The sequence below is a fragment of the Bradyrhizobium commune genome, assembly GCF_015624505.1.
GTDB classification, from domain to species: domain Bacteria; phylum Pseudomonadota; class Alphaproteobacteria; order Rhizobiales; family Xanthobacteraceae; genus Bradyrhizobium; species Bradyrhizobium commune.
On record NZ_CP061379.1, the window covers coordinates 6,115,410 to 6,141,251 of the forward strand.

25 protein-coding genes are annotated in these 25,842 nt (G+C 63.6%); 13 read left to right on the forward strand and 12 right to left on the reverse strand.

Going from position 1 to position 25,842, the window contains the following annotated elements; all coding sequences use genetic code 11:
* Window positions 1-35 precede the first annotated feature (35 nt).
* Genes IC761_RS28650 through IC761_RS28660 form a run of 3 tightly spaced genes read right to left on the reverse strand, consistent with a single transcriptional unit; the run spans window position 36 to window position 3,839 of the window.
* Window positions 36-2,297 (reverse strand): xanthine dehydrogenase family protein molybdopterin-binding subunit, encoded by a 2,262-nt coding sequence (locus IC761_RS28650; protein WP_195800026.1) that lies wholly within the window; start codon window positions 2,295-2,297, stop codon window positions 36-38.
* Window positions 2,290-3,345 carry an FAD binding domain-containing protein gene (locus IC761_RS28655; protein WP_195800027.1) on the reverse strand — a complete coding sequence of 352 codons (1,056 nt, stop codon included), beginning with the start codon at window positions 3,343-3,345 and terminating at the stop codon, window positions 2,290-2,292. Before IC761_RS28655 ends, IC761_RS28650 begins: the two co-directional genes overlap by 8 nt.
* Window positions 3,342-3,839 carry a (2Fe-2S)-binding protein gene (locus tag IC761_RS28660; protein ID WP_195800028.1) on the reverse strand — a complete coding sequence of 166 codons (498 nt, stop codon included), beginning with the start codon at window positions 3,837-3,839 and terminating at the stop codon, window positions 3,342-3,344. The genes IC761_RS28655 and IC761_RS28660 overlap by 4 nt, the downstream gene beginning before the upstream one ends.
* A gap of 252 nt (window positions 3,840-4,091) precedes the next feature.
* Here IC761_RS28660 and IC761_RS28665 point away from each other — a divergent pair, with 252 nt between their 5' ends.
* Both IC761_RS28665 and IC761_RS28670 read left to right on the forward strand, forming a co-directional pair.
* Window positions 4,092-4,730, forward strand: coding sequence for a TetR/AcrR family transcriptional regulator (locus tag IC761_RS28665; RefSeq protein ID WP_195804795.1), 639 nt, complete (start codon window positions 4,092-4,094; stop codon window positions 4,728-4,730).
* A gap of 65 nt (window positions 4,731-4,795) precedes the next feature.
* The gene (locus IC761_RS28670; RefSeq protein ID WP_195800029.1) at window positions 4,796-5,203 is read left to right on the forward strand and encodes a DUF4864 domain-containing protein; all 408 of its coding nucleotides are present in this window, start codon (window positions 4,796-4,798) and stop codon (window positions 5,201-5,203) included.
* 14 nt (window positions 5,204-5,217) lie between these two features.
* On the opposite strand, the gene IC761_RS28675 is transcribed toward IC761_RS28670, so the two are convergent.
* From IC761_RS28675 to IC761_RS28715, 9 genes are read right to left on the reverse strand one after another with little or no spacing between them, the layout of a single operon-like run.
* Entirely contained in the window at window positions 5,218-6,057 is an 840-nt protein-coding gene (locus tag IC761_RS28675; RefSeq protein WP_195800030.1) for an alpha/beta hydrolase, read from the reverse strand.
* Window positions 6,058-6,059: 2 nt separating this feature from the next.
* Window positions 6,060-6,773: an ABC transporter ATP-binding protein gene (locus IC761_RS28680; RefSeq protein WP_195800031.1), complete on the reverse strand. Its 714-nt coding sequence runs from the start codon at window positions 6,771-6,773 to the stop codon at window positions 6,060-6,062.
* The gene (locus tag IC761_RS28685; protein WP_195800032.1) at window positions 6,766-7,539 is read right to left on the reverse strand and encodes an ABC transporter ATP-binding protein; all 774 of its coding nucleotides are present in this window, start codon (window positions 7,537-7,539) and stop codon (window positions 6,766-6,768) included. Before IC761_RS28685 ends, IC761_RS28680 begins: the two co-directional genes overlap by 8 nt.
* On the reverse strand, window positions 7,536-8,564 hold the full coding sequence (locus IC761_RS28690) for a branched-chain amino acid ABC transporter permease (RefSeq protein ID WP_195800033.1): 1,029 nt from the start codon (window positions 8,562-8,564) through the stop codon (window positions 7,536-7,538). Before IC761_RS28690 ends, IC761_RS28685 begins: the two co-directional genes overlap by 4 nt.
* 10 nt (window positions 8,565-8,574) lie before the next feature.
* The gene (locus IC761_RS28695) at window positions 8,575-9,450 is read right to left on the reverse strand and encodes a branched-chain amino acid ABC transporter permease (protein WP_195800034.1); all 876 of its coding nucleotides are present in this window, start codon (window positions 9,448-9,450) and stop codon (window positions 8,575-8,577) included.
* A gap of 4 nt (window positions 9,451-9,454) precedes the next feature.
* Window positions 9,455-10,390 (reverse strand): ferritin family protein, encoded by a 936-nt coding sequence (locus tag IC761_RS28700; protein WP_195800035.1) that lies wholly within the window; start codon window positions 10,388-10,390, stop codon window positions 9,455-9,457.
* 1 nt (window position 10,391) lies between these two features.
* Window positions 10,392-11,345 carry a ferritin-like domain-containing protein gene (locus IC761_RS28705; RefSeq protein WP_195800036.1) on the reverse strand — a complete coding sequence of 318 codons (954 nt, stop codon included), beginning with the start codon at window positions 11,343-11,345 and terminating at the stop codon, window positions 10,392-10,394.
* A gap of 23 nt (window positions 11,346-11,368) precedes the next feature.
* Complete coding sequence (locus IC761_RS28710; RefSeq protein ID WP_195800037.1) at window positions 11,369-12,538, reverse strand: ABC transporter substrate-binding protein; 1,170 nt, start codon at window positions 12,536-12,538, stop codon at window positions 11,369-11,371.
* A 51-nt stretch (window positions 12,539-12,589) separates the two neighbouring features.
* The gene (locus IC761_RS28715; RefSeq protein WP_195800038.1) at window positions 12,590-13,516 is read right to left on the reverse strand and encodes a GntR family transcriptional regulator; all 927 of its coding nucleotides are present in this window, start codon (window positions 13,514-13,516) and stop codon (window positions 12,590-12,592) included.
* Window positions 13,517-13,643: 127 nt separating this feature from the next.
* Between IC761_RS28715 and IC761_RS28720 the strand changes: the two genes are divergently transcribed.
* The 11 genes from IC761_RS28720 to IC761_RS28770 all read left to right on the forward strand — a co-directional run bounded on the left by IC761_RS28720 (window position 13,644) and on the right by IC761_RS28770 (window position 25,669).
* The gene (locus tag IC761_RS28720) at window positions 13,644-14,063 is read left to right on the forward strand and encodes a hypothetical protein (RefSeq protein WP_438265058.1); all 420 of its coding nucleotides are present in this window, start codon (window positions 13,644-13,646) and stop codon (window positions 14,061-14,063) included.
* A 76-nt stretch (window positions 14,064-14,139) separates the two neighbouring features.
* Window positions 14,140-14,418 (forward strand): hypothetical protein, encoded by a 279-nt coding sequence (locus IC761_RS28725; RefSeq protein ID WP_195800040.1) that lies wholly within the window; start codon window positions 14,140-14,142, stop codon window positions 14,416-14,418.
* Between the two features lie 9 nt (window positions 14,419-14,427).
* Entirely contained in the window at window positions 14,428-15,852 is a 1,425-nt protein-coding gene (locus tag IC761_RS28730; RefSeq protein ID WP_195800041.1) for a TolC family protein, read from the forward strand.
* A 13-nt stretch (window positions 15,853-15,865) separates the two neighbouring features.
* Window positions 15,866-17,197, forward strand: coding sequence for a copper oxidase (locus tag IC761_RS28735; RefSeq protein ID WP_195800042.1), 1,332 nt, complete (start codon window positions 15,866-15,868; stop codon window positions 17,195-17,197).
* A 33-nt stretch (window positions 17,198-17,230) separates the two neighbouring features.
* Window positions 17,231-17,686 (forward strand): cupredoxin domain-containing protein, encoded by a 456-nt coding sequence (locus IC761_RS28740; RefSeq protein WP_195800043.1) that lies wholly within the window; start codon window positions 17,231-17,233, stop codon window positions 17,684-17,686.
* 17 nt (window positions 17,687-17,703) lie between these two features.
* Window positions 17,704-18,003 (forward strand): copper-binding protein, encoded by a 300-nt coding sequence (locus IC761_RS28745; protein WP_195800044.1) that lies wholly within the window; start codon window positions 17,704-17,706, stop codon window positions 18,001-18,003.
* Window positions 18,004-18,288: 285 nt separating this feature from the next.
* Window positions 18,289-20,430 carry a flagellar biosynthesis protein FlhA gene (gene flhA, locus IC761_RS28750; protein WP_195800045.1) on the forward strand — a complete coding sequence of 714 codons (2,142 nt, stop codon included), beginning with the start codon at window positions 18,289-18,291 and terminating at the stop codon, window positions 20,428-20,430.
* Between the two features lie 294 nt (window positions 20,431-20,724).
* The gene (locus tag IC761_RS28755) at window positions 20,725-20,925 is read left to right on the forward strand and encodes a hypothetical protein (RefSeq protein WP_045002842.1); all 201 of its coding nucleotides are present in this window, start codon (window positions 20,725-20,727) and stop codon (window positions 20,923-20,925) included.
* Window positions 20,926-22,205: 1,280 nt separating this feature from the next.
* Window positions 22,206-23,702, forward strand: a complete 1,497-nt coding sequence (locus IC761_RS28760) for a hypothetical protein (RefSeq protein WP_195800046.1) — start codon at window positions 22,206-22,208, stop codon at window positions 23,700-23,702.
* Between the two features lie 180 nt (window positions 23,703-23,882).
* Window positions 23,883-24,557 carry an SGNH/GDSL hydrolase family protein gene (locus IC761_RS28765; protein ID WP_195800047.1) on the forward strand — a complete coding sequence of 225 codons (675 nt, stop codon included), beginning with the start codon at window positions 23,883-23,885 and terminating at the stop codon, window positions 24,555-24,557.
* Window positions 24,542-25,669, forward strand: coding sequence for an acyltransferase family protein (locus IC761_RS28770; protein WP_195800048.1), 1,128 nt, complete (start codon window positions 24,542-24,544; stop codon window positions 25,667-25,669). Before IC761_RS28765 ends, IC761_RS28770 begins: the two co-directional genes overlap by 16 nt.
* The last annotated feature ends 173 nt before the right edge of the window (window positions 25,670-25,842 follow it).

Below are 25,842 nucleotides of genomic sequence, written 5' to 3' on the forward strand. Positions count from 1 at the left end.
CACGGCGGAGCGAGAAGACCCGCCCCGCCTTTACCTCAGAGCCCCGTCAGCAGCTCCTCGATCCGGATCGGGAAACGTCGGACGCGCACGCCGGTCGCATGCCAGACGGCATTGGCGACCGCGCCGGCGCTCCCGGTGATGCCGATCTCGCCGACGCCCTTGATGCCGAGCGCATTGACATGCGGGTCGTGCTCCTCGACCGTGATCACGTCGAGCGGCGGCACGTCGGCATTCACCGGGATATGGTACTCGCCGAGATTGGCATTCATGATCCGGCCACTGCGCCGGTCGGTGATGGCCTCCTCGTGCAGCGCAAAGGACAGGCCCCAGATCATGCCGCCGAACAGCTGGCTCTTCACCAGATGCGGATTGACGATGCGCCCGGCCGCGAAGGCACCGACCATGCGAGTGGCCCGGATCTGGCCGAGCTCGGGATCGACCTTCACTTCCGCGAACACCACGCCATGGGCGTGCATCGCGTATTCTTCCATCGCCGCAGGGTTCGGCGCGCCGGTTCCGCTCGCCTCGACCTCGGCGACGCCGGCGCGCGCGAGGATCTCGGCGTAGCTCTCGCCGCGGCTCTCGTCGTCGCGCCGGATCAACCTGCCATCGCGCGCGATCACGCCGGCATTGCCGGCGCCGAACAGCGGCGAACGCTCGTCGTTGGTAGCGAGATCGGCGAGCTTTGCGACCACAGCTGCGCCGGCGCTGTGGATCGCGGCGCCAGCCGTGGCCGTATGCGCCGAGCCGCCGGCGATGCCGGCATCGGGCAGATCGGAGCTGCCGGCTTTGAATTCGACGCGGTCGATATCGAGGCCGAGTTCGTCAGCCGCGATCTGGGCGAGCGCGGTCCAGGCGCCCTGCCCCATGTCATGTGCACCGATTTCCATCGCGCCGGAGCCATCGCGGCGTATCACCGCGCGCGCCTGCGCCTGGAACATCAGCGCCGGGAAGGTCGCAGTACCCACGCCCCAGCCGACCAGCAAACCATTATCGTCGCGCATCTGCCGCGGCTGAAGCGAACGTTTTGACCAGCCAAAGCGGGCCGCGCCCTGCTCGTAACAGGCGCGCAGCGCCTTCGACGAGAACGGTTTTCCCGTGATCGGCTCGACCTCGGCGTAGTTCTTCAGCCGAAAGGCGAGCGGGTCGATGCCGCAGACCCACGCCATCTCGTCGATCGCGCTCTCCAGCGCAATCGAACCGGTCGCTTCGCCCGGAGCGCGCATGAACAGCGGCGTGCCGGTGTTGACCCGCACGGCATCGTGCGAGGTGCGGATCGCCGGGCTCGCATAGAGCGTGTGCGAAGCGTCCGCGGCGGGTTCGTAGAAATCGTCGAACGTGCTCGACACGGTTCTGGCGTGGTGATCGAGCGCGGTCAGACGCCCCTCACCGTCGGCACCGATGCGCAAGCGCTGACGCGTCGGCGCGCGATGGCCGACCGGGCCGTACATCTGCTCACGCCGCAGCACCAGCTTGACCGGCTTGCCGACCAGCTTTGCGGCCATCAGGCCGAGCACGGGAGGACCGGCCATCAGTCCCTTCGAGCCAAAGCCGCCGCCAAGGAACGGGCTGCGAATGTGGATCTTGTCGGGCGCGATGCCGAACAGCTCGGCGATGCGGCCAAGCGAGAGCATCAAGCCCTGGGTCGGCATGTCGACCGAGAGGTTGTCGCCGTCCCAGCTGGCCACGATCGCGTGCGGCTCCATCGCGTTGTGATATTGCGGGGGCGTCTCATAGATCGCGTCGATCTGCTTCTCGGCAGACGCAAGGCCCGCCTCGACATCACCGCGGTGATTTTCCGTGGGATTGCCGACGCCGACGACCGGCGGCACGAAACTGTCGCCGGCATCGAGTCCGATGAGCGCAGGCAACGTCTCATAGCGCGGCGCCAGCAGCACCGCGCCCTCCGTCGCCGCCTCGAGCGTCTCGGCGATTACGACCGCGATCGGCTGGTTGGCGTAGCGGACCTCGTTGCTCTGCAACACCTCCATCCGGAACACGAAGGGATTGGTCTTGATTTCGGGGTCGATCGCGAGTTGAGGCTTGTGATCCGGCGTCATGACATCGACCACGCCGGGATGGCGCTTGGCGGCAGCGACATCGAGCGAGGTGACGCGGCCATGTGCGATGCTGGACACAGCCATCACCGCAAACAGCATGCCGGGTGGATGATTGTCGGCGGCGTAAGTCGCCTGCCCCTTGACCTTGAGCACGCCGTCGCGGCGGGTCAGCGGTTGGCCGATGTTCGAGCCATGACGCAGATGGGCGGGAGCGCTGGTGAGATTGAGCTCAGGCATGGATGGCTCCGGATGTGGAGGCAAAGGGTGAAGCCGGCAGCGCCGGCAGGCGCGCAGGCGTACCGGCTGCGGCCAGCGTCAGCGCGCGCACGACGATGCGGCGCGCGAGCTCGATCTTGAAGGCATTGTCACCGGACGGTTTTGCGTCGGTGAGTGCGCGCCAGGCGGCTTCCTGAAAAGCGTCCGCCGTCGGCGCGGCACCCCTGAGAACGTCTTCCGCTGCGCGGGCGCGCCATGGTTTTGCGGCGACGCCGCCGAGTGCAAGCCGGGCCTCGCTGATCTTGCCGTTCTCAATGCGCAACGCGGCTGCGGCCGCGGCCACCGCAAATGCATAGGAGGTGCGCTCGCGAACCTTGAGATAGCGCGCATGCGCGGCGAAGCCACTGGCCGCGGGAGGCAGACGCACCGCGACGACGAGGTCACCGGCTTCGAGCGCAGACTCGCGCCCGGGCGTGTCACCCGGCAGCCGGTGCAGATCATCGAGCGCGATCTCGCGCCGGCCGCTCTTGCCCTCGATCTCGACGACGGCATCGAGCGCGACCAGCGGCACGCAGAAGTCGGACGGATGCGTCGCGATGCAGCTCTCGCTCCAGCCGAGCACGGCGTGGGTGCGGTTCTCGCCGCCACGGGCGTCGCAGCCGCTGCCGGTCTCGCGCTTGTTGCAGCGGCTCGCGGTGTCGTAGAAATACGCACAGCGCGTCCGTTGCAGGAGATTGCCGCCGACGGTCGCGGCATTGCGCAGTTGCGCGGAGGCACCAGAAAGCAGCGCCTCGGCCACGGCAGGATAGGATTTGGCAAACTCGGCGTCGTGCGCGAGATCGGCATTACTCACGAGCGCGCCGATGCGAACGCTCCCGTCGGCAAGAGTCTCGATTCCGTCGAGACCATCGAGATGCGTGAGATCGACCAGGCGATCCGGCCGGCTGGCGCCGCCCTTCATCAGATCGAGCAGATTGGTGCCGGCGGCGAGATAGACCGCACCCGGCTGGGCTGCGGCAGCGACGGCCTCGGCGACAGTCGCGGGCCTGACATAGTCGAACTGTTTCATGCGGAGCGCCTCTGGCTGGCTTCGTCGGCACCGGCTTGCGCCTCGAGCACGGCATCGACGATGCCGGCATAGGCGCCGCAGCGGCAGAGATTGCCGCTCATGCATTCGCGGATGCGCTCGGGGTCATTGCCGGCCTGACCTTCGCGCATCATGCCGATCGCGCTCATGATCTGGCCGGGCGTGCAGAAGCCGCACTGGAAGCCGTCATGGGCGATGAAGGCAGCCTGGACAGGATGAAGCTGATCGCCGCGCGCGACGCCTTCGATGGTGAGGATGTCGGCGCCGTCATGGCTGATGGCGAGCGCGAGGCAGGAATTGATGCGCTTGCCGTCGACGAGAATGGTGCAGGCCCCGCATTGGCCGCGGTCGCATCCCTTCTTGGTTCCGGTGAGATGGAGGCGCTCACGCAGGAGATCGAGCAGCGTGACGCGCGGATCGTCGAGGACGAAGTCGCGCCGCTCACCGTTCACGGTGAGGCTGATGGAGTGGTTCATACAAGGCTCCGATCAGATATGGACATGAGTCATCGCGCAGCGCGCCATCGCCATGGCCGCCGTCGACATGCGCTGACCAGGCGGAACCGGGCCAACGTCTCAACGAAGATACGGAGGTACCCTCCGCTTAACAAGGGCCGCCGAAAAATATTTGGAATTCGTCAAAAGCCCGTGCGCAGACAACGCGGTGCAGCCAGCCAAGGGTTCAGTGCAAGGGTTCAATCTAACCAATTCGTGATCTACATTGCCGGGATGGACGACCACACCGACCAGATCCGAAAGCCCCGCGCCGATGCCGTGCGCAATCGCGAGCGCGTGCTCGAAGCAGCCAGGGCCGTGTTCAACGCGGGTGGCCCGGAGGCGAGCCTGGAAGCCGTGGCAAAACGCGCCGGTGTCGGCATCGGAACGCTCTATCGACATTTTCCCGCGCGCGAGGACCTCTATGAGGCGGTGTACCGGCGCGAGGTCGAGCAGCTCAGCGTGCTTGCCGAGCAACTGAAGACCGCCAAGGATCCGGTCGACGCGCTGCGGCGCTGGCTACGATCCGCGGTCGAATTCGTTGCCACGAAAAAGGGCATGTCGGCCGCACTGGCGCTGACATTCCAGAGCTCGTCGGAACTCGCGGCGTTCTCGATGGATCGGCTGACCAAGGCGATCGGGACACTGCTCGATCGCGCGGTCGCGGCCGGTCAGATGCGCGCCGATGTCAGTCCGGATGATCTGCTCAGGGCGCTGATCGGCATGTGCTACATGCACGACCAGCCGGGCTGGCAACGCTCGGTGCTGCGCATGCTCGACGTGTTCGTCGACGGTTTGCGCGTTCAGCCTGACGTCAAGGCCAAGGCGCGCACGGCCAAGCCGGCGAAGCCAGCGGTGAAACAAAAGCGATAGTGCGTCCGTATTTCACAGCGGCGTGCTAGGATCAGCATCGCCGGGATCTCAACGCGGAGCCTGACATGCGCATCGCCGCCTTTCTCGTCGCTTTCAGTATCGCTTTCGTCGCGGCCCCGGCACGCGCCGATGATGTCACATCAGCGCAAGGCGTGATCCGCTCCCAGGAGCAGGCCTTCAGCCACGACGATGCGGCAGCCGCCTATTCCTACGCCGCACCGGCGATCAAGCAGATCTTCCCCGCGCCCGACATCTTCATGTCCATGGTGCAGAACGGCTACGCGCCGGTCTATCGCCACAAGAGCTTTGAGTTCGGCGACAGCAAGACCGAAGGCACATCGATCGCGCAGCGTGTCCATATCATCGACGCCAATGGCGAGGCCTGGGAGGCGCTCTACACGCTCGAGCAGCAGGCCGACGGCAGCTACAAGATCACCGGCTGCTCGCTGCTGAAGGCGGGACAGGCGGTTTAGCCTATGCTCCCGCCTCAGGCCACCATCGCCGTGACGGCGCGCAGGACCTCCCCGTCGGCTTCTGCGATACGGTCAAGCACCGAGAAGTGATTGCTGCCGGGGATCTCGCAATAATCGGCGGTCCCGCCGCGCTTGCGCCAGCCGGAGACGAGGTCCGAGGTCCAGTGCTTGAAGCCCTCAGTCTCGTCGCCGCCGACGACGCCGAGTAGCGGCACCAGCTTCGCATCGTTTGGCAAATTCTGAAGGCGCAGGAACGGGCTCACATCTGCTGCCTCATCGACCGACAGCGTGAGATCGCGGTTGATCGAGGTCCTGAGCAGCGGACGCAGATCGAAGGCACCACTGACGCCGACAAGTCCGACGATGCGCCCATGCCCCCGCACGGCCTGATCCAGCACGAGCATTGCCGCCAGTTGGCCGCCGGCGGAGTGACCGGAGACGACGACGCGCGCGGGCCTCAGATGGGCAAGCGACCAGGCGAAAGCGAGGCGGACCTGCTCGACGATTTCATGAACGCGCACCGCCGGCACCAGATCGTAGCTCGGCATCACCACGGTCATGCCAGCGTTTCGATAGTGCTCCGCAATGAAGGAGACGTAGGACTTGTCTAGGGCGCGCCAATAGCCGCCATGGATGAAGAAGAACACCGGCGCGCCGTCACCCGCCGGAAAGACGTCGAGGACGCAGCGCGGTCCGGCGGCATAGCGATTGTCGAGCCGGCAATTGCCCGCCGCACGCAATGCAGCGCTGCGCTGCTGGTGATCGCGATAGATGTCCTCGCGCTCGGGATGGCGCTTGCGAAGCGCGTACTGCGCTTCGAGACCGTCGTCGATCGCTTGCAGGGTTCTGTGCATGATCAAAGTCCGAGATAGGCCGTACGTACGATCGGGTCACGCGCGAGCATCGTGCTTTCCGCCTCGCGCACGATCTCGCCTTCGGCGATGACGTAGCCCCGAGCGGCGCTTTGCAGCGCCATATTGGCGTTCTGCTCGCCAAGCAGGATCGAAATGCCCTGCTGGTTGAGTTTGCGGATGGTGGCGAAGATGTCCTGCACGACGCGCGGCGCCAACCCCATGGACGGCTCGTCGAGCAGCAACAGCCGCGGTCGCGACATTAGGGCACGCCCGATCGCCAGCATCTGCTGCTCGCCGCCGGACAACAGCCCCGCAGGCTGACCTTGCCGCTCGCCAAGCCGCGGAAACATGTCGAAAACCGCGTCCATGTCGGCCCCGACTTGACGGTCACGCCGTGGCCAGAGGCGGCGGAAAGCGCCCATCTCCAGATTCTCGCGCACGGTCATCGGCGCGAAGACGCGACGGCCTTCCGGCACCAGCGTCACGCCGAAATCGAGCCGCGTGGACGCCGGCCGCCCCGCGATATCGTTGCCTTCGACCAGGATACGCCCGCCGCTTGGGCGCAAGAGCCCGGCGATGCAGCGCAATAGCGTCGTCTTGCCGGCGCCGTTCGCCCCGATCAGGCAGACCGACTGGCCCTGTTCGACGCGCAGCGAGATCCTGTGCAGCACGGCGACGTGGCCGTAGCCTGCCGAGAGCGCTTCGACCTCAAGCATGCTCAGTCCCCCCGAGATAGGCCGCCAGCACGTCGGGATGGCGGCGCACGCTGTCGGCATCACCTTCGGCGATCCGCATGCCGTTGTTGAGCACGAGGATGTCGTGCGAGAGCGACATCACCATGCGCATGTTGTGCTCGACCAGCAGCACCGTCATGCCGTCGCGGTTGAGGGTGGAGATTATCTTGCCGATATGCACGGCCTCGGCCTGCGGCAGGCCGGCGGCGGGTTCATCGAGCAGCAGCAGCCGCGGCTCGCTTGCCAGCGCACGCGCGAGCTCCAACACCTTCATCTGTCCGAAGCTGAGATCGCCGGCCAGCACATCGGCCTTGTCGTCGAGTTCGAAGCGCGCCAGCAGCTCCATCGCGACATCCGCCATCGCCCGGTTTTCGGCGCGGAGCGACGGGACGTGCAGCAGCGCACCGATCACCCCGGCACGGCCTTGCATGTGGCGCCCAGTAATGACGTTCTCGAGCACGGTCATGTCGCGGAAGATCTGAAGGTTCTGGAAGGTGCGGGCGATGCCGAGTCGAGCGCGGCGAAAGGTCGGCATTGCGTCGATGCGGATGCCGTCGAAGAAAATCCGACCCGCGGCCGGCCGGGTCACCCCGGCGATCATATTGAACAGCGTGCTCTTGCCGGCGCCGTTCGGGCCGATGACTGCCTTGATCTCGCCGGGGCGGACCTCGAAGCTCAGGTCCGCAACGGCACGCAGGCCCGCGAAGTAGCAATTCAGCGCTTCGGTACGGAGCAGAGGGGCGGTCATGGTCGCCTCCTTGCGAGCCTGCGGCGCAGGGTGGCAGGCAATCCGGCGATTCCAGTCGGCGAAGCGATCAGCACGACGAGCATCGCGAGGCCAAACAGCATCAGCTCGGCGTCTTCGTAGTCGAGCAGGAGCTGCGGCACCGCCGTATAGACCAACGCGCCGAACACCGGTCCCCAGAACAGGCCGCTGCCGCCGATTGCAACCATCACCACCAGCAGAATCGAATTGGAGACGCTGAAAGTCTCCGGCGAAGCGAACTGGTTGACGTGGACGTAGAGGCTTCCGGCGATGCCCGCCATGCCCGCGGAGAGGACGAAGACCAGAAGCTTGGTGTGGAAACTGTCGATACCGACGGCATCCGCACCAAGCTCGTTGGTCGCGACCGCCCGCAAGGCGCGCCCGATCCGCGAGCGCAGCAGGTTGAGGATCGCGAACATGACCAGCAGCGACACAAGCCAGATCAGCGGGAACTGCCGCACATCACTGTTGAGCGCGAAACGGCCGAACGCAAAGGGACGGACGCCGAGCAGACCGTTGGGGCCGCCGGTCACGTCAATCAGCCGGTTGAACATCACGACGAGAATGGCGTTCCATCCGAGCGTCGCCATCGCCAGATAAAGCCCGCGCAGGCGCAACGCCGGAATGCCGATGATCAGCGCGGCGAGCCCGGTGAACAGCGCCGCTGCCGGCAAGCCGATCCACGCGTCGACACCGAGTTTTGCGCTGAGCACGCCGCTCGCATAGGCGCCGAGGCCGAAGAAGCCGGCATGACCGAGTGAGATCTGCCCACCATAACCCATCAGCAGGTTCAAGCTGGCGATCAGAATCAAGTTGATCAGCAGCATGTTGGCGAGCGAGACCAAATACGCATTCGGCGCGACGAACGGCACCGCCAGCAGCGCAAGCCATACGATCGGCAGGAGACGGTGATCTGACAGGCGCGAAACCGTCCCACGCGCGCCACCCGCGAGCGGACGTGGCGCCGCCTCGGCCGGCGCCGGGGCTGCGGATTTTGCGCGCGCCATCGCCATCTTGTCAGACCTTCACGACATCGGCGCGGCCGAGCAGGCCGGAGGGACGCACGAACAGGATCAGGAGCAGCACCGTGAACGCGATCGCATCCTTGAAATCGGACGAGATGTAGAAGCTGCCGAATGCTTCCAGCAGCCCGAGCGCCAACCCGCCAACCACGGCGCCCGACAGGACGCCGACGCCGCCAAGCATTGCCGCGCTAAATCCCTTGAAGCCGAACATGGCGCCCTGATCGTAGGAGGAGAGCGTCAGCGGCGTAATGATGGCGCCGGCCAGTGCGCCCGCGAGCGCGGCAATTGCGAACGAAAGCATCACGGTGGTCTCAACGCGCACCCCGACGATGGCCGCTGCCTCGCGATCGGCAGCCGCCGCGCGCAGCGCCTTGCCCAGCATGCTGCGCTCGAAGAAGAAATGCATGGCAATCAGGAAGAGGATCGTGAGACCGATGATCCACAGCGTCTGTGTCTGCACCGCGATGCCGCCCACGACTAGCGTCGATACCTGGGAGAATCCGGGATAGCCGACCGGCTTCTTGCCAAGAACCAGCATGATGAGGCTACGCGTGCAGATCGCAAGCCCTATGCTGACCAGCGTGATCAGCAGCGTGTTGGGCCGCCGCAGCGGCCAGATCACCAGCCGCTCCGACACGATACCGACAAGGACCGCGAGCACCATTGCGGCGACGCAGGCGAGCCCAATATTGCTGGTCGCGGCGAACAGCAGGGCCGAGATCATGCCGCCCATCACCACCCACTCACCTTGCGCGAAATTCATCGCCCCCGTGCTCTTGAACACGACATTGAAGCCGAGGGCGATCAGCGCATAGATGCTGCCGGTCCCGATGCCGGCGACGAGCAGTTGAAGGACGGAGGTCGACATAACGTCAAAAAGTCCGCATGCGGTTGGATTCGAACATGGGCAGCACGATCCCGAACTCGGCCAGCTTCGCCCGCGTGTTCGCGGCATAGTTCACCAGCGCATCCTCTTCGGCCGCGCGCGGCGCGCCACCGAGCCCAGCGCAGGCGATCAGCGCATCGGCTTCGGCCTCTGCGGCGGCATGTTCCGGCGCGAGCCAAGGGCAGTGATAACCCTTCAGTTCGGTCTCGCGTACATGCGCGACAAGCTCGTCGGCAATCAGCGTCCGATCCTTCGCACTCCAGTACGGCGCGCGCGAGGCGAGATAGAGCCAGCCGAAGGCGGCGTGACGCTCCTTGTCGGCGACGACGCGATCGAGCACGGCGATCACGGTCGGATCGATGGTATTGGCCCGCCAGGTGCGGCAGAGCTCGAGTTCGAGGCCATCCTCGAAGGCCGCAAAGGACGCCACGTAACTGTCGAGATTCTGGCTCGCATCCATCGCGCGCCGGTGTAAATTGCGGTTGAAGGTCGCCTCATAGGCGCGATCGGCCGGCGCCGCGATCCGCCCGCCGAAGGCCTCGGCGAGTCTGTCGAAGCACTCGACATGCCAGGCCTCCTCGGTGTTGCGGACCGTGAGATAGAATTTTGGATCGATCTCGCGGCCGACTTCCATGCAGAAGCGCATCAGGAGCGCCGGGGTCTCGGTGAGGCCTGTGGCCTCGACCCAGAGCCGGCGGCTCCAGGAGCGCCGCGCGGCCTGCCGCGTCGGCTCGTCGTATTGCGCCGGGTCGAGCGCCTTCCAGTCGACGTCGCGCTGCGGATTCCAGCGTCCGGCCTTGCCGGTGTCGTAGAGTTCCCGAATATCCGGAAGCGTGACATTCATCTCGAGCGGAAAACGACGCTCGATCAGAAGTCGCGAAGACGGCAGGCTCGGCTTGACCTCGTGCATCACCCTCTGCACGTCAGATCGTCCCGAGCTTATCGTGATGGAACGGCGGCAGGTTGATGCCGAGCGGCTTCATCTGGTCACGAATGCGTTGCACGGTCGCGACGAACACCGGCTTCTCGACCTCTTCCACCGTGGAGCCGAGCCCGGCCTCGTAAGTGATGCGATCGGCCTCGACCTCGGCGCACGAGGCGGGGTTCTCCGGCGCAAGCCAGCTCGAATGGTAACCGTTGAGCTCGACCTTCTCCATCATGGTGATGACCGAGTTCTCGATCATCTTCTTCTGCTCCGGCGTCAGTGTCTCGCAGATCGCCTCTAGGAAATACCAGCCGAAGGCGCAGTGGCGCGATTCATCGCGCATGATGAAGCGCACGACCTGCCTGGCGACCGGGTCGCGTGTCACGTCGTCCAGATGCTTGAACACGTCGAAGGCAATCTCCTCTGCGGTGCAGACCAACGCTGCGATGATGCCTTCGAGCGGAACGTCGGCGTTGAGCGTCGCGCGGCGTACGCCGTGGGTCGAGACCGACCCCTCGAACAATTGCTGCACCGGTTTCTCGATATAGCCGCCGAGCTTCTCCGCCATGGTGTGGCAGACCTCGGCATGTCGCGCCTCCTCCTGGGAACGGATGGTGAAGAACAGCTGCATATCGGAGGGGCGGTTCTCGACGCCGAAGCGGAGCTGGAGCGACGGGCTCTCCGAGATCGCACCATACTCGCTCCAAGCGCGGCGGCTCCAGTAGAGCCGCGCCGCATAGCGCTGCTCCTCGGTATAGCTCTCCGGCTTGAGCTGATCCCAGGCCACGTCCGTCTTCGGATCCCACTGGTTGCGGGTCGCGGCATGAAACAGCTCGCGAATCCGTGGCAGGTCCGAATTGAAGGTCAGCGGAAAGCGGCTTTCGGGGGCATCGAGCAGGGTCTGCACCATCTCGAAAGCTTGATCTTGCGACATATCGCGCGAGAGCGCCATGGCAGTCTCCTTCCTGTTCAGTCCTATTCGTAATCGGCGAGATTGAAGCGGCCGTCGCGCCAGTTGATCAGCACAATGTCCTTCTTCGACAGGCCCGAATGGCGTTCCGGCGAGAAGTTGAAAACGCCGCTCATGCCCGCGAAATTCTTGATCTGCTCCATGCCCTGCGGCAGCTTGGTGACGTCGCCGCCCACCTTGTTCAGCGCCTCCTTGGCCAGCATCGCCGCGTCGTAGGATTCCGCCGCATAGAGGCTGGCCGCGTGGTTGAAGCGCTCCTGGTAGGAGCGGAACAGGCGGAGAATGCCGACCTTAAGCGGATCGCTGTCGGGCAACTGCTCGCCGACCGGGAATTTCAGGCTCGCAAGCAGCACGGATTTGGCCGCGTCGCCGGCCAGATTCATGTAGTGCGACGAGACGAAGCCGTAGCTGTGGATCAGCGTGCGGCTGTCGAGACCGAGCTGCTGCGCCTGTTTCAGGAACACCACGCCAGCGGGCGTCACGGTCCAGCAGATGATCGCCTCGGCGCCGCTGTCGCGGATGCGGGTGAGCTGCGGCATCATATCGGTGTCGGCCGGGTCGAACGATTCATAGATAAGGTCGAGGTTGCGGCGCGGACCGACCTTCTTCATCTGCGTGACCGCGCCCTGGCCGAAGCCACTGGTGTCGGCGATCAGCGCCACCTTCTTGATGTTCTTCTTGGCGAAATAGTCGGCAATGCGCTCGAGTACGTCTTCGTCGTCGACCGTGCTCTTGAACACGAATTTGCGCTCGGCAACCGGGGTGACGATCGCAAGCGCGCCCTCGCTCGAGATAAAGGGAATGCTGGCGGATTCCGCCATCGGCGCCATCGCAAGCGCAATGCCGCTCATGTTGCCGCCGCTAAGGATAAGCTCGACCTTGTCCTGACTGATCAGACGCCGCGTCGCCGAGATCGCCTTCTGGGTCTGGCTCTCGGCGTCGTAGAAGGTCCAGGCGACCTTGCGGCCGCCGATGCCGCCCGCGGCATTGATCTCGTCGACGGCGAGCTGGAGACCGGCCTTCATGTCCTCGCCGAGAAACGCGGCGGGGCCGGTGACCGAGAGGATCGAGCCGACGCGCAGCGGTTCGTCCGCCGCCCAGCCCGTTCGCGCGCCCGTTGCGGCCAATGCGGTGCCGCCCATGAGTTGCAGGAAATTGCGCCGGTCAAAATTCACGATACCCCTCCACTCAAATTGGGCGCCTCGCGGCTGCCCGTTGCCCGTCGTTCAATCGTCATGCACGCCGCTTTTGTCGATCTCGCTGGCTGGTGCCTTGCCGTCCCGCGACAACGGCACGCTCAGCGAATAACGCACGAGGTCGCCGCGATGGACTGTGTGTCCGGCCAACACCAGACGTCCGCTCGCGTCGCGATAGCGCAGCGTGCGTGTGAGCACCGGTGCGCCGGCGGCAAGATGCAGGTATTCGACCTCCTCGGGACCGGCGATGCCGGCCTCGATGCCGAAGTCGCCACTGCGCAGCTCGACCCGCTGCCAGAGCAGATGCAGCGGAGACGCGAGCGCCGCGCTCTCGTCCCAGTCGGCGACGAGATCAGCCGGCAGATAGCGATAGTCGAGCGCGACCGGAACGCGCGCGGCGGCGCGGGTCCGCTTGATGAAGAGAACGCGCGCGCCGACCTCGACTTCGAGCGCGGCCGCGATCTGATCATCGGCGCCGCATCGTTCGAACATGAGCAGCGTGGGCTGGATCGGTGTGCCGGCGGCTTCCCACTGGCGCATGAAGTCCATGCCGGGCCCGAACCGCTCTTCGAGCTTGCGGACCGCGACAAAGGTGCCGAGCCCGCGGCTTCGGGTGAGCATGCCTTCGCGGACCAGCTCCGAGAGCGCCTGACGCACGGTGTCCCGACTGACGTAGAACATCTCGCACAATTGCTCGTCCGAGAAGAAGCGCCGGTCGGGCTGCTCCCAGCGCAATATTATACCAATAAGCCTTTGTTTTATCTGGGCATATAGCGGGAGAGGCGAAGTGCGGTCGAGCGGCGGATTGGCCCAATCCGCCTCCAGCACCGGCAAGCTGTCGCTCACGTCCTGCATCACACCAACCGTATCGTCGGCTTCATATTGGATGATTGTCTGCCTAAGCAGACATTTAAGCAAGCGTAAATTTAGGCCGATGTCCGCCCAGCGCTGCGTCATTCTGTGGGGGCATGAGAGCGGCGTTATAAGAGAGACTTGGCTTGTTGTGGCTAGTTTTCAGTTCGCATGCGCAACATGTATGCGCGGCGAGTCGTTCAGGCGGATGTCATTGCAATTGACGCGATCGATGCGGATGCGGGTGGGGCGGCTTGTCGCTCTCGCCTATCTGTTCTGCGTCCTCGCGCCGGCCGCCGCACTCGCCTGGGGCAATGGTTCCGCACCGTGCCTTGACGAGACGCTGCTCGCCGACCTCGTGCCGGTGCATCACCAAGTGGCGGCAAGCCACATGCATAGCGACTCCACGCATGACCACGCCGGCATCCACGCGCATCACCAGACCGCGGCGCAGGACGCACCCATCCCGCATCATCATGACGGCAAGGGCAAAGTCGGCCCGTGCTGCGCGATGATGTGCGTGAGTGCGCTGCCGGCCGATCTGCCCAGCGTCGCTACGCCGGTCCAGCCGATCTCCGCCTGCGCGCCCGAGATCGTGGTGAGCCTGCACAGCGAGGCGCCGCCCCGGCTCTACCGCCCTCCCATCGCCTGACCTGACCCCACGATTCGAGGCCGCGCGCGTCGAGCGCGCGTAGGCCTTTGGTCATCTGACAGATCAGGGATTACTCATGTTGACGCTTTCCGGGGCGAGTTCCGCCGCTGCATCCGCGGCGCGTGGACGACACGTTCGATTCTATTGGTCTCTGCTGGTTGCGATTGCGCTTGTCGGCCCGCTGCCGGTAACCGCATCAATCGCCGGTGCCGACCCTGCCGATCCCGCTGCAAAGGTCGCGCGCACCGGCTATCGCTCGGTGATCGCGCCCTATTCGCGCCTGCGGCCGGCAACGCCGGCGTCATGGCGCGAGCGCAACGGCGCCGTCACACCGCAGCCCAAGCAGGACAAGTAGGAGCGCGCCATGGCACAGCATTTTGCGCGGAGCCTGCTCTTGCTCACGGCGCTCAGCGCCTCCGGCTGCGCGGCGTTCTCGCCGGACAGCGGCATGAACGCAGTCTCGGAACTGACAAGCCAAACCATCAAGGAAGATGTTGCCTTCGTCCGCACGGCCGAGGGCGCCGAGGCAGTCGACGCCACCGTACGACGCCTGTTGTCGCGCACGCTAAGCACCGAAACAGCGGTGCAGATCGCCTTGCTCAACAACAAGGGGCTGCAAGCCGCCTATAACGAGCTGGCGCTGGCCGAGACCGACCTGGTCGAGCAAAGCCTGCCGCCAAATCCGGTGTTCTCGATCTCCCGCATCAGCGGCAACGGGGCCAGCGAGATCGAGCGCCAGGTCGTCGGCGATATTTTGGCGTTGGCCACATTGCCGTTCCGCTCCGACATCGCGCGCGAGCGCTTCCACCAGGCGCAATTGCGCGCGGCACTGGCGACACTGCGGCTCGCCGCCGACGTGCGCCGAGCCTATGTCCGGGCCGTCGCCGCCAACGAGATGGTGCTGCTGCTGACGGACGCGAAATCGACGGCGGAATCGACCGCGCAGCTTGCTGTGAAGCTCGGCGAGACCGGATCGATCAACAAGCTCGACCAGGCCCGCGAGCAGGTGTTTTACGCCGAGACCACCGCCGATCTTGCCACCGCACGACAGACGGCAACCAGCGCCCGCGAAAAGCTCGCGCGACTGATGGGGCTGTGGGACGACGGTCTCGACTTCCGCCTACCCAACGCGTTGCCATCACTACCGCGCCGACCGCAGGCATCGCCTTCGATCGAGGCCGACGCGGTCGCCCATCGCATCGATCTGCAGATCGCGCGGCTGGAGCTGACAGCGCTGGCGAAGTCGTCGAACCTCACCGAGGCCACGCGTTTCGTCACGCTGCTTGATCTCGCCGGCATTTCCCGCCGCACCCAGGATCCGGACGGCGCGCCGTTCCGCGAGCGCGGATTCGACGTGCAGTTCCAGATCCCGATCTTCGACGGCGGCGAGGTGCGGGTACGACAGGCAACCGAGACCTACAATTTCGCCTTCAATCGCCTGACCGAGCGCGCCGTCAATGTACGCTCGGAGGCACGCGACGCTTATCGCGCGTACCGGTCGACCTATGACATCGCGAGCCACTACCCGCGCGAGATCCTTCCCTTGCGAAAAATCATCACCGAGGAGATGCAGCTGCGCTTCTCCAGCATGCAGGTCGATATCTTCGCACTCCTCACCGAGGCGCGGCAGCGGCTGGCGTCACTGCGCGGCGCAATCGACGCGAAACAAAACTTCTTCCTCGCCCAGTCCGACCTGCAGACCGCCGTCAATGGCGGTGGCGCGCCTGCAGGCGGCGGCGACAATCCCACCACTATCGCCGCGGCAGCGCCTGCCGATGGCGGCCACTGACATGGAGGCCAGCATGTTTTCCCGCCGAGGATTTTTGGGCACCGCCGCGCTTGTGAGCGCATCGACCGTCGGCGGCCGCGTTCAGGCCGCGTCGATTCCGGAGGCGCCCACCATGGACAAGGCGGTGATGCAGCCGCCGCTGCATCCAACCGCCGGCCCCGACTATCGCCCCGTCGTCACGCTCAACGGCTGGACGCTGCCGTTCCGCATGAACGGCGACTGGAAGGAATTCCACCTCGTCGCCGAGCCGGTGGTGCGCGAATTCGCCGAGGGCATGAACGTCAATCTCTGGGGCTATAACGGCCAGTCACCGGGACCGACCATCGAAGCGGTCGAGGGCGACAAGGTTCGCATCTTCGTCACCAACCGCCTGCCCGAATACACCACCGTACATTGGCACGGCATGATCATTCCAAGCGGCATGGATGGCGTCGGCGGGCTGACTCAGCCGCACATCCAGCCCGGCAAAACCTTCGTCTACGAGTTCGAGATGAAGAAAAGCGGGACCTTCATGTACCACCCGCATTCCGACGAGATGGTGCAGATGGCGATGGGCATGATGGGCATGGTCGTCGTGCATCCGCGCGATCCAAACTTCCGTCCCGTCGACCGCGACTTCGTCTTCGTGATGAGCACCTATCGCGTCGATCCCGGCACCTATTTGCCGAGGGTCAACGAGATGACCGATTTCAACATGTGGACCTGGAATTCGCGGGTGTTTCCCGGCATCGATCCCTTGCCGGTGCGGCTCGGCGACAAGGTGCGCGTGCGCATCGGCAATCTCAGCATGACCAATCATCCGATCCATCTGCACGGCCACAGCTTTGCAGTGACCTGCACCGACGGCGGCTGGATTCCGGAGAGTGCGCAATATCCGGAGACGACGACCGACGTGCCGGTCGGCGCGGTGCGCGTGTTCGACGTGCTCGCCGACAATCCCGGCGACTGGGCGTTCCACTGCCACAAATCGCATCACACCATGAATGCGATGGGGCACGAGGTGCGCACTCTCATCGGCGTACCACGCAAGGATCTGGCGAAAGCCGTCGGCAAGCTCGCGCCCGATGCCATGGCGATGGGCTCGACCGGTATGGCGATGGGCAACATGGAGATGCCCGCACCCGACAACACGCTGCCGATGATGACCGGCACCGGCCAGTTCGGCCCGATCGAGATGGGCGGCATGTTCACCGTGATGAAGATCCGCGAGGATCTCGCGCGCGACGATTACCGCGATCCCGGCCCCTACCAATTCCCGAAAGGCACCGTCGCCTACGAGGTCGCTTCACCTGCAGCGGAGCCGGCGCGGCAGCCGGCTAGGCCGATTCAGCAGATGAAGATGTAACGCAAACGTTTCGATCAACAACTGGAGACGACAATGACAAGAACAATCGGCATCGTCCTGGCGCTGGCCACGCTCTCGATCGCGCCAACGCTCGGGCACGAAGGTCACGACCATCGCGGCTTCTCGGCAGGCGAGCCTGGCGATCCCAAGAAGCCGGCGCGCACCATCGAGATCGCGTTGAGCGAGATGTCCTACGAGCCCTCCAAGATCGAGGTCAAGCGCGGCGAGCAGATCCGCTTCGTGCTGCGCAATGTTGGCAAGGAGGACCACGAATTCCTGCTCGCCACGCCCAAGGAGAATCTCGCCCATGCAGAGGTGATGAAGAAGCACCCGCACATGGAGCATGACGATCCGAACGGGGTGCGGCTCGCGCCGAACAAGACCGCCGAGATCGTCTGGAAGTTCACCAGGGCCGGCACTTTCGAGTTTTCCTGCCTGATTCCCGACCATCGCGACTACGGCATGGTCGGCCACGTCACCGTGAAATGAAGACAATGGAGACAACCATGAACAAGATCATCCGCTTCACCGCAGCGCTCGCGCTGATGCCGGGCCTGACCGTGGCTGCGCTGGCGCAAGACGCCTCGATCAGCGGTGAGGTGAAGAAGATCGACCAGGGTGCCGGCAAGATCACGCTGAAGCACGGTCCGGCCAAGGGCCTCGGCATGGATCAGCCCATGACCATGGTCTACCGCGTCAAGGACCCCGCCATGCTCAAGCAGGTGAAGGTCGGCGACAAGGTGACCTTCGAGGCCGAGGAAGCGGCCTCAGGGTACACCGTGACCAAGATGCAGAAGGCGAAATAGGGTCGCCTGCGCCCGCCGTCACCACCGTCATTCCGGGCTCGCGCCTCGCGCGCCCCGGAATGACGGGCTGAAACGACCCGTTTTGCCTCTTCCCCGCCCCCGTTAACCCTTTGCTAACCATACACCCGGCAAGAATTGCCGGGTGAAGTCGAGTGTCGTCAGCCGCGTAGAACGGGAGCCCCCGTGGACGCCAGTGCGGTGCCTCACTTTCGGAACGGCGGCCCATCGGCCGCCGCGCAGACGTTTGGGGCGCGCGGTCGGCAGTCGCGCGGGGAGGCAGCTACCATGGTCGATGTCACCGCGGGACAGGGCGTAGGCGCGGCAAAGCCCGGCCTCCCCTCCGTCTCCGAGATCGTCAACATCCTCAAGCGCGGCGACATCGCGCTCGCGCTCGGCATCCTCACTATCCTGGTGGTGCTGATCCTGCCGCTGCCCGCGATCGTGCTCGACCTGTTCCTGGCGATCTCGATCACGCTGTCGATTTTGATCCTGATGACGTCGCTGTTCATCCAGGCGCCGCTGGAATTCTCCGCCTTCCCGACCATCCTCCTGATCTCGACCATGCTGCGGCTGTCGCTCAACATGGCCTCGACCCGCCTGATCCTGTCGCACGGGCACGAGGGCACGGATGCCGCCGGTCACGTCATCGAGGCCTTCGGCAGCTTCGTGATGGGCGGCAATTTCGTCATCGGCATCATCGTTTTCGCCATCCTGATCATCGTCAATTTCGTCGTCATCACCAAGGGTTCGGGCCGTATCGCTGAAGTCGCCGCCCGTTTCCACCTCGACGCCATGCCCGGCAAGCAGATGGCGATCGACGCCGATCTCTCCGCAGGCCTGATCGACGAGAAGGTCGCCAAGGAGCGGCGCAAGGCTCTGGAGGACGAAAGCGGCTTCTTCGGCGCCATGGACGGTGCCTCCAAATTCGTCCGCGGCGACGCCATCGCCGGCCTCCTGATCGTCTTCATCAATGTGGTCGGCGGCATGATCATCGGCGTGGCGCAGCAGGGCCTGTCCTTTGCCGACGCCGGCCGCAGCTACACGCTGCTGACCGTCGGTGACGGCCTCGTCACCCAGGTGCCGGCGCTGATCGTCTCGACCGCGGCGGGCCTGCTCGTCTCCAAGGCCGGCGTCTCCGGGGCCGCCGACAAGGCACTGATGAAGCAGTTCTCCGGCTATCCGCAGGCGCTGGCGATGTCGTCGGCGGTCATGCTGGTGCTGGCGGCGCTGCCGGGCATTCCGACCATCCCCTTCTTCCTGCTCGGCGCCGGCGCCGGCGCGCTGGCTTGGTCGGCCCGCAACCGCAATCGCGCGACCGCCAAGGCTGACGCAGCCGCCAAGGCCGCGCCGGCGCCGGGAACGCCTGGCGCGCCGGGAGCGGCTGCGGCCGAGGAGCCGATCTCGGCGGCACTGAAGATCGACGATCTCAAGATCGAGCTCGGCTATGCGCTCTTGCCGCTGGTCAACGGCCCCGACGGCACCGACCGTCTCACCGAGCAGATCAAGGCGTTGCGCCGGTCGCTGGCGATCGAGATGGGGTTCGTGATGCCGGCGGTGCGCATCCTCGACAACGTCCAGCTCGAGGCCAACACCTACATCATCAAGATCAAGGAGGTCGACGCCGGCACCGGCAAGATCTGGCCGAACCAGTTCATGGTCATGGATCCCGGCGGCAGCCAGGTGCAGGTGCCCGGCATCCACACCACCGAGCCGACCTTCGGCCTGCCCGCGACCTGGGTCGATGCCAGCCTCAAGGAGGAAGCCTCGCTCAAGGGCTATACCGTCGTCGACGCCGCGACCGTGCTCTCGACGCACCTCACCGAGCTGCTCAAGGCCAACATGTCGGACCTGCTCTCCTATGGCGAGGTGCAGAAGCTGCTCAAGGAGCTGCCGAAGGAGCAGAGCGAGCTGGTCAAGGACATCGTGCCCGGCCAGGTCACGGTCTCCGGCATCCAGCGCGTGCTGCAATTGCTGCTCGCCGAGCGCATCTCGATCCGCGACCTCTCGACCATCCTCGAAGGCATCGCCGACTCGCTCGCCTTCTCGCGCAATCCCTCCACCATGGTCGAGCACGTCCGCGCCCGGCTCGCCCGCCAGATCTGCGCGCAGAACACCTCCTACAACGGCTACCTGCCGCTGATCGCGCTGTCGGCGCGGTGGGAACAGGCCTTCGCCGAATCCATCGTCGGCCAGGGCGAGGAGCGCAGTCTCGCGATGCAGCCGTCGAAACTGTCGGAGTTCATGACCGCCGTGCGCGACGCGTTCGAGCGCGCGGCCCGCGAAGGCGAGGCGCCGGTGCTGGTCACCTCTGCGGCAATTCGTCCTTTCGTGCGCTCTCTCGTCGAACGGTTCCGCGCCCAGACCACGGTCCTGTCGCAGGCCGAAATCCACCCCAGGGCGCGGCTGAAAACCGTCGGAAGCGTCTGATTTGCCTTAAGAAGCCGTGTGTTTTTCGGCCACAGGCAACAGGTTTTTGAGTTCCTGGCGCCTTGTCGACCAAATGCTGAGAGGGCGCCTTACAGGCACATTACATCATTGAAATAATTGGAAAATTGCACGATCGAGGGTCGCTTTTGATCGCGATCTTTCACGTCCTGTCACGCTCTTGTGATCGCCCCTTGGGAACGAATCCCCCCAATACTAGGTTGTTGGGCACCGGAAGCATGAACCTGCCCGAACAGGGTAGCGACTACTTCGGGTAGATGGCGGCAGGAGCCTTCCATGAACCACTCGATTTACAGCGCAGATCGCTCGACCCACCTGAAGATCGTGGTCGTGGCCCTCGTCGCAGGGATCGCGGTGGCAGGCTTCGGCATCACGGCACGCTCGGGTTCGGATGACGGCCTGACCCAGACCGCCCGCGTCATCAAGGCCGGCAAGCCGGTTGTGATCACCAGCTCGAACGCATCGCTGGTCCGTTAAGGATTTGCGCCAAGGAGATCTAACGAGTTTCAGGAATTCACGCGGCTCTTTACCAGCCCCCCAAAGTCGCCACGTGGATATGTAGACGACCCCAACCCCAAGTCGACTACAGAAAGCGCCCGCCCCCCACGGGCGCTTTCTCATGTCTGGGGTAGCTCGTGTCATTCTCTCCCCTCGTGTCCCGGACGCGCTGCAACGCCTCTTTGCGTTGCTGCGCAGAGCCGGGACCCAGCAGGCCACGCAGACCGCTGATGGGCCCCGGCTCTGCAGCGCATCGCTGAAGGAGCGCTGCGCTGCGTCCGGGGCACGAAACCTTCCATTCAATAGACACACCTTCGCGCCCTCGCGGCTGATCTCGCCCGAGCTTTGCTTCATTGCCTCACCCTCAATTGAAAGAGGGCGCAGGGAAGACCGGGCGCCGGCTGGCACCCGCGGTCCACTGTGCGAGGCAACAATCAGAAGATCTGCACAGCGGCATACAGGTGAAGCCAAACGTCCGGCCTTCCCTGCGCAGTGGTTTGACGGCTTATGTCGTGCTCTCCCCGGGGAGCGATGCACTATTGCCCCCGTCGCCTTGCGGATGGCTGATGCGACGGCCCGGTTGGGCCACACGCATCACCGCAACACTTGGCGCACAGACCCCGGGCGCCAGGACCACACGATTTTGCCGTACGCCGATCACACCGGTCGTATGCGCGACGGCTTCGCTCACGGTTGCCCGCCCTGCAAAACCTCATCGCGCCGATGTGACCTACGCCCACCGCCGTCCGGCCCGCGTTCGTGACGATCGCGATACGCCCCTCTTCCTTGGGCCGGGTTGCGCGACACATACGCGGTTTCCGAATTTCGGTAAAGTGGAATATTTTTGACGGCGCGGGTTGCCCCACCGCTTGGATGTTTTGCCCGTCAGGCAACGCAAGGGCTTGTAGGTGGGGTCGCTGGGTCGGATGCTGACGGTCGACGCGCGGTACGCAAGGTCAGCTACGGGCCCATTTCCAGACGTGCCAGTGAATTAGGTCAGAGATTGCGTTGGCCACGAGACGTGGCCTCGTTCTTACCGCCGGGGAAACCTACGTACCCTCCGGCCGCGCATTGATCATTCTTAAAGTTATGCTGCCGAGCCTAACCCAGCATTAACCTACCCATTCCCGTTGCTTGTGGAACCTCGATTGCACAATCAATCTTCACTCTACCTTAGATCATTTGCCGGTAAACGGTTGGCGGAATGGATGACAACCGATGGCAGAAAGCCGTCGAAGGTCTGAGTTGGACGTATTGGAATGAACGACGGGGATTTCCGGATGCTCCAGAACCTTGCTGGGCCATCAGGGGCAACACCGCCATTGACGTTGGGAACCTACGCGTTTCTGATCTCGCTCCTGAGCATATTCTATATTTCCAACGCCTCCCTCATCTTAAGTCACTACGACCTCGGCTGGCATTTGGCCGCTGGTGACCTGATTAGAAGCGAAGCGCACGTTCCGTTCCAGGACCCTTGGTCATTCACGCTCGGGACCAAGCAGTGGTTCAACCTCTCCTGGTTGTGGGATGTTATCGCCAGCGTGGTTTTTAAGTACGCGGGGTACGGTGGTCTTGTCGGCCTGGTCGTCCTGTGCGGTGCGCTGATTGTTGGCTATCTAACGTGCGCCTGCTTGGCGGCTGGGGCTTCCGCGCTCGCAGCCTGCATCGCGATTTTCATGACATGCCTTTTGTATCCAGCATATCAGGCTGCACCCAATATCTACCTGGCAGCATCTCCGAACGTCGCGACAATGCTGTTCAGCGTCATTTTCTACCGGGAATGTCTGCAGTCCAAGAAATTGTTGCTGTTGCCCTTGCTAATGATCCTCTGGGTCAACTTGCACGGAGGATTTGTACTGGGATTCATGATCCTCGCTGTCTTCGGCGGCGGTGCGCTGCTCCGGCGCGACTGGAACAGGCTCAGAACCATAGCGCTGGCGGGGATCAGCTGCTTCGCCGCGACTTTCGTCAATCCGTTGGGCTGGCACATCTACCAAGGTGTAACGGAGACCTTGGGGCACTTCGTTCAAGCAAACATTGGCGAGTGGCTGCCTTATTCCCACAACATCGAAATTCCAGGTAGCATTCCCGGAATGGCCTACATTCTGGCGTTTGTCGCGCTCGAATTGCGCTATGGGGCATCCACCAAGATCCGCCTCGAATCCCGCATGCTTTCTTGGGTCTTTCTTGTGCTCGGGCTCCACCAATTTCGATACATGTCCTTTTTCTTCATTTTCTCAACTATCCCCGTGGCTTTACACCTCGATTGGATTCTTCCCAAGCAGCTGCAGCAGCGACACGTTCAGCAAGCCCTCATGACTGCGGCGATCGTTGGCGTATGTGTACTGCCTCTGACGCTTCTTCAGATCGCGCCGGCTTTGGCGTTGCCCGAGATGCTATCGGAGCAAGACGCCGAATATTTGCAAACACGTCTCTCGCACGCGCGTGTGCTCAATCACTGGAATGTGGGAGGATACCTGATCCTTCTCACCCATGGATCAGTCCCCCTGTTTGTGGACGGGCGGGCCGCGACCGCCTATCCCGACGAGCTATTGCGAGACTATTTTAGGCTCGTTCGCTGGGAGATCGATGAACGCACCTGGGATGAAGTACTTGAAAAATACCACATCGACGCTGTGTTGTGGCTGAAGGGGCATGAGCAACTGAGGCAGTTCCTCGTCGAAAAGCGCGGTTGGAAGGAGGAGCATACCGGCCTTTACGAGAGTGTATATACAAGGCCGGCTATGGGACGTTGACGAGGAATAGCCAGTCCAGGACATTTCCGCCGCGGGTCGGTCATAGGCGGTCATTTTTCTGATCGTTCGCTTTGTGAGGCGAACTGCGTGCGGGACGAAGTCGGCGCCGTAGGTGGATTATCTTAACTTTCACCGGTCTATCTTTCGCGATTTGAACCCTGGCTGTGTTCGAGGGCGTACATGAACCGGATGCTTGTCGGCTTTGCGGTCCTTGCGATCGGTGCTGTTTCGGTCGGAGCCTCGATCGTCAAAAAACAGGCCTTTGCGGAGTCGCATCGTCGAAGCCGGCAAATCATTCTTTATTACACGCTAAGCCGGATCGATAATCCTATCATCGTTCTGGGCGACAGCATTGTCGAAGCGTCTACCCTGCCGCGCGAGCTCTGCGGCCATGCCATCGTCAACGCTGGCCTGGATGGTGCCTCGACGACGAGCGATTTGGGCGACTGGCTGGTGGATGCGCTCGACGGCAAACCCGCCGCCGCTATCGTGATCGCACTCGGGATCAACGACGCGTTGGGGGCCGCGCGGGACTTGCCGCAGTTCGAGGCGAACTACAGCTCGCTCGTGGCGACGCTTTCCAAGGCGGCGGGCCGTGTGATCATGCTGGGGGTTCCGCCGCTCGATGCTTCTCCTCGTCTTCCCGTCGAGACGCGAACGAAAGCGACGCGGCTCATCGACGGCTATAATTCCGCGCTGCCAGCACTCGCGGTCCGCAGCGGCGCCACCTTTGCGGCCTTGCCGCCGCTGCCGACGCCGCACACGATTGACGGGGTACACCTGAGCGCCGCCGGGTATCAGCTTTGGAATGAAGCCGTTCTGAAGGGAGCATCGGTCTCATGCGGCTCGAAATAAAACCAGCGGCTGCCGCTGTCCGATCGAACAAGCTTCTGGGATTGGAGCTGTTGCGCTTCCTGACGGCTTTTGCCATTTTGTTATTCCACTATCGCCAATTCGCCTTCGTCGGCGACAGGGAAGTGGGTCTTATTCAGGATCGGCTGCCGATCTATTGGCTCTTCGGCCCGCTGTACCATAGCGGCCCGTATGCGGTCCGGGTATTCTGGTGCATTAGCGGCTTCATTTTTTTCTGGAAATATCGCGACGCGGTCGCCGGTCGCCTGCTCGACGGATGGAGATTCTTCGTTCTGCGTTTCTCGCGGCTCTATCCGCTGCACGTCGTGACGCTTCTGTTCGTCGCCGCGCTCCAGCCTCTGTACTTCCAGCTCACCGGATACTTCTTTGTGTACCAGCACAATGATGCCCTCCATTTTCTTCTTCAGTTGTTGATGGCGAGCAACGCCACGACCCAGGAAGCCCTGAGTTTCAATGGACCGATTTGGTCGATATCAGTCGAAGTGCTGGTCTATTTCTTTTTCTTCGTGATGTTGCTGGCGACCCGGTCGTGGCTGCTCAATCTGGTGGTCATCGCCATCAGCCTGATGATTCCCGGACAAATCGCAGACTGTTTCGCCTTCTTTTATGCGGGCGGACTGGCGGCGATGGCGCGGCAACTGGTTACGTCTCGGACAATTCATCCTTTGGCGGTCGAAGGCGCAAGCTGGCTCGCTGCCAGCGTGTTGCTGTTATGCGGATACTGGTTCACGAATGGCCATTTGGAATCGATAGGCCTTCCGGTGATGCTGATCTCCACCCCCGTGCTGCTGTACAGCCTTTCTCGAGAGGTGATTTTGCCGGCCCGTCTGCGGCAGGTTGTCGAGACTGTCGGCAACATGACGTATTCAAGCTATCTGCTGCAATTCCCAATTCAGTTGACGATGATGCTGGGCTTTTCGTTGATCCGGGCACCAGTTCCCCTCTATGGCAACGCCTTCTTCGCACTCTTCGTCGGCACGACGCTGCTTGCCTCGTATTTGACTTACCGTTATTTCGAAGAGCCGGCACAGCGGCTGGTCCGCGACGCTTTGTTGCAACCGCGCGCCGCCGGGGCATTTATCGCTTCCCCATGAGAATGAAGCAGCGTGCGTGCGCACGCTGGGCTTCATGAATGGATGATGGCATTCCCCGCCGGTTCACGGGCAACAGGCTCTAATGGCGACGTCCGCTCAGGGTCGCAGGCGGCAATGTATGACAGTCTGGCTGATGTCAGCCGTCCTGCTGAAAGCCGACATCAAGAAGGCTT

What these genes read in the sequence shown, in the direction of transcription:
- IC761_RS28650 (WP_195800026.1), bottom strand. Translation starts at nt 2,297, where the DNA reads ATGCCTGAGCTCAATCTCACCAGCGCTCCCGCCCATCTGCGTCATGGC.
- IC761_RS28655 (WP_195800027.1), bottom strand. Translation starts at nt 3,345, where the DNA reads ATGAAACAGTTCGACTATGTCAGGCCCGCGACTGTCGCCGAGGCCGTC.
- IC761_RS28660 (WP_195800028.1), bottom strand. Translation starts at nt 3,839, where the DNA reads ATGAACCACTCCATCAGCCTCACCGTGAACGGTGAGCGGCGCGACTTC.
- IC761_RS28665 (WP_195804795.1), top strand. Translation starts at nt 4,092, where the DNA reads ATGGACGACCACACCGACCAGATCCGAAAGCCCCGCGCCGATGCCGTG.
- IC761_RS28670 (WP_195800029.1), top strand. Translation starts at nt 4,796, where the DNA reads ATGCGCATCGCCGCCTTTCTCGTCGCTTTCAGTATCGCTTTCGTCGCG.
- IC761_RS28675 (WP_195800030.1), bottom strand. Translation starts at nt 6,057, where the DNA reads ATGCACAGAACCCTGCAAGCGATCGACGACGGTCTCGAAGCGCAGTAC.
- IC761_RS28680 (WP_195800031.1), bottom strand. Translation starts at nt 6,773, where the DNA reads ATGCTTGAGGTCGAAGCGCTCTCGGCAGGCTACGGCCACGTCGCCGTG.
- IC761_RS28685 (WP_195800032.1), bottom strand. Translation starts at nt 7,539, where the DNA reads ATGACCGCCCCTCTGCTCCGTACCGAAGCGCTGAATTGCTACTTCGCG.
- IC761_RS28690 (WP_195800033.1), bottom strand. Translation starts at nt 8,564, where the DNA reads ATGGCGCGCGCAAAATCCGCAGCCCCGGCGCCGGCCGAGGCGGCGCCA.
- IC761_RS28695 (WP_195800034.1), bottom strand. Translation starts at nt 9,450, where the DNA reads ATGTCGACCTCCGTCCTTCAACTGCTCGTCGCCGGCATCGGGACCGGC.
- IC761_RS28705 (WP_195800036.1), bottom strand. Translation starts at nt 11,345, where the DNA reads ATGGCGCTCTCGCGCGATATGTCGCAAGATCAAGCTTTCGAGATGGTG.
- IC761_RS28715 (WP_195800038.1), bottom strand. Translation starts at nt 13,516, where the DNA reads ATGACGCAGCGCTGGGCGGACATCGGCCTAAATTTACGCTTGCTTAAA.
- IC761_RS28720 (WP_438265058.1), top strand. Translation starts at nt 13,644, where the DNA reads ATGCGGATGCGGGTGGGGCGGCTTGTCGCTCTCGCCTATCTGTTCTGC.
- IC761_RS28725 (WP_195800040.1), top strand. Translation starts at nt 14,140, where the DNA reads ATGTTGACGCTTTCCGGGGCGAGTTCCGCCGCTGCATCCGCGGCGCGT.
- IC761_RS28730 (WP_195800041.1), top strand. Translation starts at nt 14,428, where the DNA reads ATGGCACAGCATTTTGCGCGGAGCCTGCTCTTGCTCACGGCGCTCAGC.
- IC761_RS28735 (WP_195800042.1), top strand. Translation starts at nt 15,866, where the DNA reads ATGTTTTCCCGCCGAGGATTTTTGGGCACCGCCGCGCTTGTGAGCGCA.
- IC761_RS28740 (WP_195800043.1), top strand. Translation starts at nt 17,231, where the DNA reads ATGACAAGAACAATCGGCATCGTCCTGGCGCTGGCCACGCTCTCGATC.
- IC761_RS28745 (WP_195800044.1), top strand. Translation starts at nt 17,704, where the DNA reads ATGAACAAGATCATCCGCTTCACCGCAGCGCTCGCGCTGATGCCGGGC.
- flhA (WP_195800045.1), top strand. Translation starts at nt 18,289, where the DNA reads ATGGTCGATGTCACCGCGGGACAGGGCGTAGGCGCGGCAAAGCCCGGC.
- IC761_RS28755 (WP_045002842.1), top strand. Translation starts at nt 20,725, where the DNA reads ATGAACCACTCGATTTACAGCGCAGATCGCTCGACCCACCTGAAGATC.
- IC761_RS28760 (WP_195800046.1), top strand. Translation starts at nt 22,206, where the DNA reads ATGAACGACGGGGATTTCCGGATGCTCCAGAACCTTGCTGGGCCATCA.
- IC761_RS28765 (WP_195800047.1), top strand. Translation starts at nt 23,883, where the DNA reads ATGAACCGGATGCTTGTCGGCTTTGCGGTCCTTGCGATCGGTGCTGTT.
- IC761_RS28770 (WP_195800048.1), top strand. Translation starts at nt 24,542, where the DNA reads ATGCGGCTCGAAATAAAACCAGCGGCTGCCGCTGTCCGATCGAACAAG.